Annotated in this window: 6 protein-coding genes; 4 read left to right on the forward strand and 2 right to left on the reverse strand. The window is 70.0% G+C overall.

Features of this window, described 5'->3' with window-relative positions:
• The first annotated feature begins 211 nt into the window (after positions 1-211).
• From rpsB to CCR87_RS04655, 3 genes are all read left to right on the forward strand, one after another.
• Entirely contained in the window at positions 212-1,003 is a 792-nt protein-coding gene (rpsB, locus tag CCR87_RS04645) for a 30S ribosomal protein S2 (protein ID WP_201156402.1), read from the forward strand.
• A 103-nt stretch (positions 1,004-1,106) separates the two neighbouring features.
• Positions 1,107-1,991 (forward strand): translation elongation factor Ts, encoded by an 885-nt coding sequence (gene tsf, locus CCR87_RS04650; protein ID WP_201156403.1) that lies wholly within the window; start codon positions 1,107-1,109, stop codon positions 1,989-1,991.
• A 313-nt stretch (positions 1,992-2,304) separates the two neighbouring features.
• Positions 2,305-3,474: an NAD(P)/FAD-dependent oxidoreductase gene (locus CCR87_RS04655; RefSeq protein ID WP_201156404.1), complete on the forward strand. Its 1,170-nt coding sequence runs from the start codon at positions 2,305-2,307 to the stop codon at positions 3,472-3,474.
• 7 nt (positions 3,475-3,481) lie between these two features.
• Here CCR87_RS04655 and dnaA read toward each other — a convergent pair whose 3' ends face one another.
• Positions 3,482-4,876, reverse strand: coding sequence for a chromosomal replication initiator protein DnaA (gene dnaA / locus CCR87_RS04660; RefSeq protein WP_242511859.1), 1,395 nt, complete (start codon positions 4,874-4,876; stop codon positions 3,482-3,484).
• Between the two features lie 711 nt (positions 4,877-5,587).
• Here dnaA and CCR87_RS04665 point away from each other — a divergent pair.
• Positions 5,588-7,987: a glycogen/starch/alpha-glucan phosphorylase gene (locus CCR87_RS04665; protein ID WP_201156406.1), complete on the forward strand. Its 2,400-nt coding sequence runs from the start codon at positions 5,588-5,590 to the stop codon at positions 7,985-7,987.
• Between the two features lie 19 nt (positions 7,988-8,006).
• On the opposite strand, the gene CCR87_RS04670 is transcribed toward CCR87_RS04665, so the two are convergent.
• Positions 8,007-8,649 (reverse strand): MFS transporter (locus CCR87_RS04670; protein ID WP_476748498.1); only part of this gene is annotated, 643 nt, incomplete at its 5' end.

The raw sequence follows: 8,649 nt of genomic DNA on the forward strand, positions 1-8,649 counted from the left end.
CCCCGGCCTGTCGTGCGCCGGGGCGGGCTGGTCCCGGCGGCGCTGCGCGGGCTTTTCCCTTGCCAACCCCCGCCAAAGCCGGTAACGGCCCGAACACTTCACAGGCGGGGCGCAGGGCCGCTGGGGTGGCGCGCAGCGCTCCCACGCGGTCCACCGGTTGGGCGGCAGCCCTCAGGCCCCGCCGCGGCGCAAACCGGAAAAGGACAGTTTCATGGCGCTTCCCGACTTCAACCTGCGTCAGCTTCTCGAAGCTGGCGTTCACTACGGCCACCAGACCCAGCGCTGGAACCCGCGCATGGGCCAGTACATCTATGGCGAACGCAACGGCATCCATATCCTCGACCTGACCCAGACGGTCCCGATGCTGGACGCGGCCCTCAACGTGGTCCGCGAGACCGTCGCCAAGGGCGGCCGCATCCTCTTTGTCGGCACCAAGCGCCAGGCCGCCAAGGCCGTCGCCGAAGCCGCCGAGAAATCGGCGCAGTACTACATGAACCACCGCTGGCTGGGCGGCACGCTGACCAACTGGAAGACCGTGAGCCAGTCGATCGCGCGCCTCAAGGCGCTGGACGAGCGTCTGGACAGCGGCGCCGAGGGCCTGACCAAGAAAGAGCGCCTCGGCATGGAGCGCGAGCGCGACAAGCTGCAGGCCAGCCTCGGCGGCATCCGCGACATGGGCGGCGTGCCGGACCTGCTGTTCGTCATCGACGTCGGCAAGGAGGACCTCGCGGTGCTCGAGGCGCGCAAGCTGGGCATCCCGGTCGTGGCCGTGGTCGACACCAACTGCGCCCCCGAGGGGATCGACTACATCATCCCCGGCAACGATGACGCGGCCCGTGCGATTGCGCTGTACTGCGACCTCGTTTCGCGCGCGGCGCTGGACGGCATGACGGCACAGATGGGGGCTGCCGGCGTCGACCTCGGTGCGCTGGAGGAGGCCCCCGTCGAGGAACTCCTCGCCGAGGCCGAACCCGCCGCCGAGGCGCCCAAGGCCGAGGGCTGAGCCCGGCGCACCCCCGGCCGGGGGTGCCGCCCGCGCGAGCACATGATCTGACGGGGCGGGCCACAGGTCCGCCCGATCCACTTACATCAGGAGAACCCAAGCCATGGCTATTACCGCCAGCATGGTCAAGGAATTGCGCGACGCCACCGGCGCCGGGATGATGGACGCCAAGAAGGCCCTGACCGAAAACGACGGCAACATGGAGGCCGCGGTCGACTGGCTGCGCACCAAGGGCCTGGCCAAGGCCGCCAAGAAATCCGGGCGCACCGCCGCCGAGGGCCTGGTCGGGATGGCCGTCGACGGGGGGCGCGGCGTCCTGATCGAGCTGAACTCCGAAACCGACTTCGTCGCCAAGAACGCCGAGTTCCAGGGCCTGGTGTCGGCGATCTCGACCGCGGCGCTGGGCGCGTCGGACGTGGACGCGCTGAAGGCCGCCGACGTGGGCGGCAAGACGATCGAGACCCACATCGCCGAAGCCATCGCCAAGATCGGCGAGAACATGACCCTGCGCCGCATGGCCGTGCTGGAGGGTGAGGGCGTCGCCGCCTATGTCCACAACGCCGCCGCCGAAGGCATGGGCAAGATCGGCGTTCTGGTCGCCATCAAGGGCGGTGACGCCGCCACCGTCGCAAGCTTCGGCAAGCAGGTCGCGATGCACGTCGCCGCCACCAACCCCGCCAGCCTCGGCGAGGACGATCTCGACCCCGCACTGGTGGAGCGCGAGAAGTCCGTGCTGACCGAGCAGGCCCGCGAAAGCGGCAAGCCCGATTCGGTGATCGAGAAGATGATCGTCGGCCGGATGAAGAAGTACTTCGAGGAGGTCACGCTTCTGGGCCAGAAGTTCGTGATCAACCCCGACCAGACCGTGGCCGAGGCCGCCGCCGAGGCCGGCGTGGAGATCACGGGCTTCGTGCGGCTGGCCGTGGGCGAGGGCATCGAGAAGCCGACCGAGGACTTCGCCGCCGAGGTCGCCAAGCTGAACGGCTGACGCACCGCGCACGGCGGGGGCAGCCCCGCCGTGCATGCCGGAGCGGCCTGGATGCAGCGCTTCGGTGTCCAGGGGTTGGGACGGCCCCGGGCGCACCAATTGCCCGCAACCGTCCCGCGTCACCCAACACACGCGGTGACGCCTTGCATCCTCGGCGCAGCGAATGAAGATGGCGTAAAGCGCGCGGGCCGCGGCGGATTATCTCCGCCGCGGCCCGTTGCGTATGTCGGCGCGGCTTCACCGCGCGACGGGCGCCCCCTTGTCCTGCCACGGACCGCTGCGCTAGCTGGGTTGGCGGCGACGGGGGGTGGCGATGGCGGTCGATGTGGCAATTGTGGGCGGCGGGGTCATGGGGGCCGCGGCGGCGTTCTGGTTGACGCGGATGCAGCCCGGCCTGCGCGTCATCGTGCTGGAGCGTGACCCGACCCATGCGCGCGCGGCCACGGCGTTGTCGGTCGCCTCGATCCGGCAGCAGTTCTCCAACCCGCTGAACGTGGCGATCTCGGGGTTCGGGCTGGAGGTGATCCGTGATTTCGCCGCCCTGGCCGGGCCGGGCGCGCCGGATCTGGGATTGCGCGAAAACGGGTATCTGTTCCTGGCCGGGACCACGGCGGCGGCCGCGGCGATGCGGGCCGCCGTTGCCGTGCAGCATGCCGCGGGCGCGGCGACCGAGCTTCTGGCCCCCCCTGCGCTGGCGGCGCGGTTTCCGTGGCTGGCGCTGGAGGATGTGATCCTCGGCAGCTTCGGGCCGCGGGGCGAGGGGTGGTTCGACAACATGGGCCTTCTGTCGGGCTTTCGCGACGCGGCGCGTGCGCAGGGGGCGGTGTGGCGCCGGGCCGAGGTCGCCGCGTTGCACCGTGACGGTGCGCGTGTGACCGGTGTGCGGCTGGCCTGTGGCACCACGCTGGCGGCGGGCGCGGTGGTGCTGGCGGCGGGCACGCGCGCGGCGGGGCTGATGGCGGGCGCGGGCCACCCCTGGCCGGTGGAGCCGCGCAAGCGCACGGTGTTCCTGATCGATGCCCCCGATGCGCGCCATCCGGACGCGCCGCTTCTGGTCGATCACACCGGTTTTTATCTGCGCCCCGAGGGGCGGCACTGGCTGTGCGCCACCGTCCCGACCGACGATCCCGCCACCGATCCCGACGACTTCGAACCCCGCCTGGAGGAGTTCGAGGACGTCGTCTGGCCCCGTATCTGGGCGCGCGCGCCCGAATTCGCCGCCGTGAAGGTGCTGCGCGCCTGGGCCGGGCTGTATGACTTCAACACGCTGGACCAGAATGCCATCGTGGGGCCGCATCCGCAGCTTGCGGGGCTGCATGTGCTGTCGGGGTTTTCGGGCCACGGGTTGCAGCAGGCCCCCGCGATGGGCCGCGGCCTGGCCGAGGTGCTGCTGACCGGCGCCTACCGCACGCTGGACCTGTCGCCGCTGGGCGTCGCGCGGGTGCTGGAGGGGCGCGCGTTCCCCGAGCGGGCGGTGGTCTGAGCCCCGCTCAGCTCGACAGCAGGCGGCGCAGCAGGCGCAGGTCCTCGGCCAGCTGGGGATCGGCGGCGACCAGCTCCTCGACCTTGCGGACGCCGTGGATGATCGTGGTGTGATCGCGCCCGCCGAAGCGCCGGCCGATGTCGGGCAGGGACTTGGCCGTCAGCTCCTTGGACAGGTACATCGCCACCTGCCGGGGACGGGCCAGCGTGCGCACGCGCTTCGGCCCGATCATGTCCGACAGGCGGATGTTGTAGTGCTCGGCGACCTTGCGCTGGATCTCCTCGATCGTGACGCGGCGTTCGGAGACGCGCAGGATATCCGCCAGGCAGTCCTGCGCCAGCTCCAGCGTGATCTCGCGCCCCACCAGCGAGGCAAAGGCGTGCAGCCGTGTCAGCGCCCCCTCCAGCACCCGGACGTTGGTGGTGATCTTGTGGGCGAGGAACTCCAGCACATCGGGCGCCACGACCACATTGGGGTCCTGGGCGCGGAACGCCTCCAGCTTGGTCTGGAGAATCCCCAGGCGCAGCTCGTAATCCGTCGGATGCAGGTCCACCACGAGGCCCCATTGTAGCCGCGAGGTGATGCGGTCCTCCAGGTCCTTGATCTCTCCGGGCGCGCGGTCGGCGGAAATCACGATCTGCTTGCGCTGGTCCACCAGCGCGTTGAAGGTGTGGAAGAATTCCTCCTGGGTGCTTTCCTTGCCGGCGATGAATTGCACATCGTCCACCATCAGCACATCGACCGAGCGGAACAGCTGCTTGAAGTCCATGATCTGCTTGTTGCGCAGCGCATCGACGAATCGGTACATGAACTGCTCGGCCGAGACATACAGCACCCGCAGCCCCGGTTGCTGGCGGCGCAACTCCCAGGCGATGGCGTGCATCAGGTGGGTCTTGCCCAGCCCCACGCCGCCATAGAGGAACAGCGGATTGAAGGTGATCGCGCCGCCCTCGGCCACGCGGCGGGCGGCGGCGTGGGCCAACTCGTTGGGCTTGCCCACCACGAAATTGTCAAAGGTGAAGCGCGGGTCGAGGGGGCCGCTGGGCAGGTCGGCCTCGGCCTCGGGGGGGGTATCGGGGCCGATGTCGACCTGCGCGCCGGGGCCGTCCCCGGTGCCGGCGCGGGGGGCCGGAGTGGCGCGGGCCATCGGGGCGCCGTCGGCATCGGTGCGCGGGCGCGCCAGCGCCACATCCAGCCGCGTGACCTGCGCCCCGGCCCGGACGCATTCCTGCACGATCGCCTCGGCGAAATGCCGCACGACCCAATCGCCAAGGAACCGCGTGGGCACCGAGAATCGCAGCACCCCGTCGGTCACGCCGCGCAGCTGCAACGGCTCGATCCAGGTGACGAAGTTGTTGCGTCCGATCCGGTCGCGCAAGCCGGTGCAGGCCTCGGTCCACATTGCCTGAAGCTCCAAGTCCTGCCCGATCTTGCCCATCGCCTGCGCCGCTCCGTGCTTCTTGCGTCTTGTCCGGCGGGACCCGCACGGACCGGTTTCGTGACCGGGCACGCCCGGCCGACCCGACAGAAACCCTGTGACAGCCCCCGCAAGGGGGCCATGCCACCGGCCACTGCCGCCGTCTCCCGTGGCCTGCGCCGCGGGCTGTTTCCCTTGGTTCTGCGGACATGCCGCGCCCGGCCGCCGTGGCGGCCGACACACCCGTGCCCACGTGGGGCCAGTGCCCCATGCGTGCCGTGACCCGTGCAGGCCATGACCCGTAGCAGGCCGTGACCCGTGCGCGTTATCGGACCGGCGGCGGGGGCCGCGTGGGGCTGGCAGGCCCCGTCCGATGGGTGGGTCCGGGTGTTGCGCTGTCCTCCCCAGGTGGTTCATCGACTCGTCGGCCCACGCTATCCGCTGGGCGCGCGTCGGCGCAACCGAACAACGCGCTTGACGGGGGCGGCCGGCGGACGAATCCCTGCGGCGTGTTCGCCATGCCGCAACGCCACGCCGCCCGCCGCTTGGGCACGGGGGTTGCCATCGGCGGCATTTCAAGGTCTTCAGGACCGCCCCACGGCCGGGTGGGCGCCGCAGGGGTTGAAACCCCGGCCGGTCGCACGATCATGTCGGGGAGAAACCGCCTGCCGGGCGAAACCGGGGACACATGAGCCGATGACGCATGCAGACCTGCGCAGCGACACGCTGCGCCATCTCGAATTCTCGCTGGGCAAGGATCTGCCCCATGCCCATGTCTATGACGTCCGCATGGCGCTGTCGCTGGCGGTGCGCGACCGCATCATCACGCCGTGGTTCGCCTCCACGCGGGCGGCCTATGCCGCGCGTGGCAAGCGGGTCTACTACCTGTCGATGGAGTTCCTGATCGGCCGCCTGCTGGAGGACGCGATCGTCAACCTCGGCCTGATGGACGAGGCGCGCGCGGTCTGCGAAAGCTGCGGCTTCGACTTCGCCACGGTGCTGGCGAACGAACCCGATGCGGCGCTGGGCAACGGGGGGCTGGGGCGGCTGGCGGCGTGTTTCCTCGATTCGATGTCGACGCTGGGCTGCCCGGGCCACGGCTACGGCATCCGCTACGAGCATGGCCTGTTCCAGCAGCGATTCGAGGACGGCGTCCAGATCGAGGAGCCCGAGGAGTGGCTGCGCCAGAAGCACGCCTGGGAGTTCGAGCGCCCCGAGGTGATGTACGGCATCGCCTTTGGCGGCCATGTGCGCGATCACGACGGCCGCCGGGTGTGGGAGCCGGACGAGCAGGTGCTGGCCAAGGCCCACGACACTCCGGTCATCGGCTGGCGCGGGCGCTGGGCCAACACCCTGCGGCTGTGGGGGGCGGAGGCGGTGCACGGCTTCGACCTCGCGGCGTTCAACCGCGGCGACTACATGGGCGCCACCGCGCCCGAGGCGCTGGCGCGCACCATTTCCCGCGTGCTCTATCCCGACGACACCTCGGATGCGGGCAAGGAGCTGCGCCTGCGGCAGGAGTATTTCTTCACCGCCGCGAGCCTGCGCGACATCCTGCGTCGGTTCTGCGGCGAGCATGAGGATCTGGCGGCGCTGCCGCGCCATGTGGCGATCCAGCTCAACGATACCCATCCGGCGATCGCGGGGCCGGAGCTGATCCGCCTGCTGCACGACGAACACGGGATGGACTTCGACACGGCCGAGGATACCGCGCGCGGGTGCCTCGGCTACACCAACCACACGCTGATGCCCGAGGCGCTGGAGCGCTGGCCCGAATGGCTGATGGACCGCGTGCTGCCGCGCCACCTGGAGATCATCGGCCGCATCGACGAGGGCCACGCCCGCGCCCACCCCCACCGCAACGCCCACATCCTCAGCGACGGCAACGTCAACATGGGCGAGCTGAGCTTCATCATGGCCCACAAGGTCAACGGCGTGTCGGCGCTGCACACCGATCTGGTCAAGGACACCGTCTTCGCGGAGCTGCACCGCCTGCACCCCGACCGGATCGTCAACCAGACCAACGGCGTGACGCCGCGCCGCTGGATCGTGGCCGCGAACCCCGCGCTGCGCAAGCTGGTGGGCGACACCATCGGCCCGCGCTGGGTCTCGGACCTGGAGCGGCTGTCGGAGCTGGAGCCGCATGTGGACGACGCGGGCTTCATGGACGCCTACGCCGCCGCCAAGCGCACCAACAAGGAGGCGCTTGCGCGCTGGCTGCGCGAGACGCAGGGCGTGACCGTCAACCCGGCGGCGATGTTCGACATCCAGATCAAGCGCATCCACGAATACAAGCGCCAGCACATGAACATCCTGGAGACGATCGCGCTGTGGAACGCGATCCGCGAGGACCCCAACGGCGAGTGGACCCCCCGGGTCAAGATCTTCGGCGGCAAGGCCGCACCCGGCTATGTGCTGGCGAAAGAGATCATCCACCTGATCAACGACGTTGGCCGGGTGATCAACGCCGATCCGGTGACGCGCGACTGGCTGCAGGTGGTTTATCCGCCCAACTACAACGTCACCATGGCCGAGCGGCTGATCCCGGCGGCCGATCTGTCGGAACAGATCTCCACCGCCGGCAAGGAGGCCTCGGGCACCGGCAACATGAAGTTCGCCATGAACGGCGCGCCCACCATCGGCACGCTCGACGGCGCCAACGTGGAGATCCGCGAGCGCGTGGGGGCCGAGAACTTCTTCCTGTTCGGCATGACCGCCCCCGAGGTCGTCGCCCGCCGCACGGTGGAGGGGCACGCCGCCCAGGCCATCGACGCAAGCCCGCGTCTGGCGCAGGCGCTGGAACAGGTCGCGTCGGGGGTGTTTTCGGACGGTGACACGGACCGCTATCGCGGGGTGGTGGACAACCTGCGCCACCATGACTTCTTCGTCGTCTGCTCGGACTTCGACGGCTACTGGGACGCCCAGCGGCGGGTGGATGCGGCGTTCCGCGACCCGGCGGGATGGATGCGCATGGCGGCGCTGAACACGGCGCGTTCGGGGTGGTTCTCGTCGGATCGCACGATCCGGGGCTACATGGCGGAGGTGTGGGACATCGCGCCTCTGATCGCGCCGGCCAGCGACCTCGCGGCCGAGTGAGCGCGCGCCCCCGCCCGCCTCAGGGCGTGGCGGGGGTGTAGCTTTCGGAGACGGTGCGCAGCAGCAGGAACGCCAGCCCCGAGCACAGCGCGACACCCGCCACCAGCGGCACCGGTGTGCCGTCATAGAGCTGCCCCACCGGCACCGCGATCAGCACCGCGCCAATGGTCGACAGCGACCCGATCACCGCCGCCGCCAGCCCCGCGATATGCCCCATCGGCTCCATCGCCAGCGCGTTCAGGTTGCCGAAGGTCAGCCCCACCATGAAGAACGCCGCACACATGTAGGCAAAGAACGCGGCGAACCCCCATGGCTCGGGCAGGGGGAACGCCAGCCACTGCACGAGGAACACCACCGACACCACGCATTGCATCGCAAAGGCCGCCACCGCCAGCCGCCGCATCCCCAGCTGCATCACCAGCGATGCGTTCACGATCCCCGACAGCCCCGCGACCATCGCCACGCCCGCGAACCAGAACGGAAAGCTGTCCTGCCGGTCAAAGACATCCGCGAACACCTGCGGCGCAGTGGACAGGAAGATGAACATCTGCCCGAACCCGAGGCTGAGGGTCGCCACCACCGTCATCACCCGGCGGTTGGTCGTCACCTCCACCACCGCGGCGCGCAGGGTGGCCGCGCGCAGGGGGCGGCGGCGCTCGGGG

Source organism: Rhodobaculum claviforme (genome assembly GCF_016653255.1).
Taxonomy (GTDB): Bacteria; Pseudomonadota; Alphaproteobacteria; order Rhodobacterales; family Rhodobacteraceae; genus Rhodobaculum; species Rhodobaculum claviforme.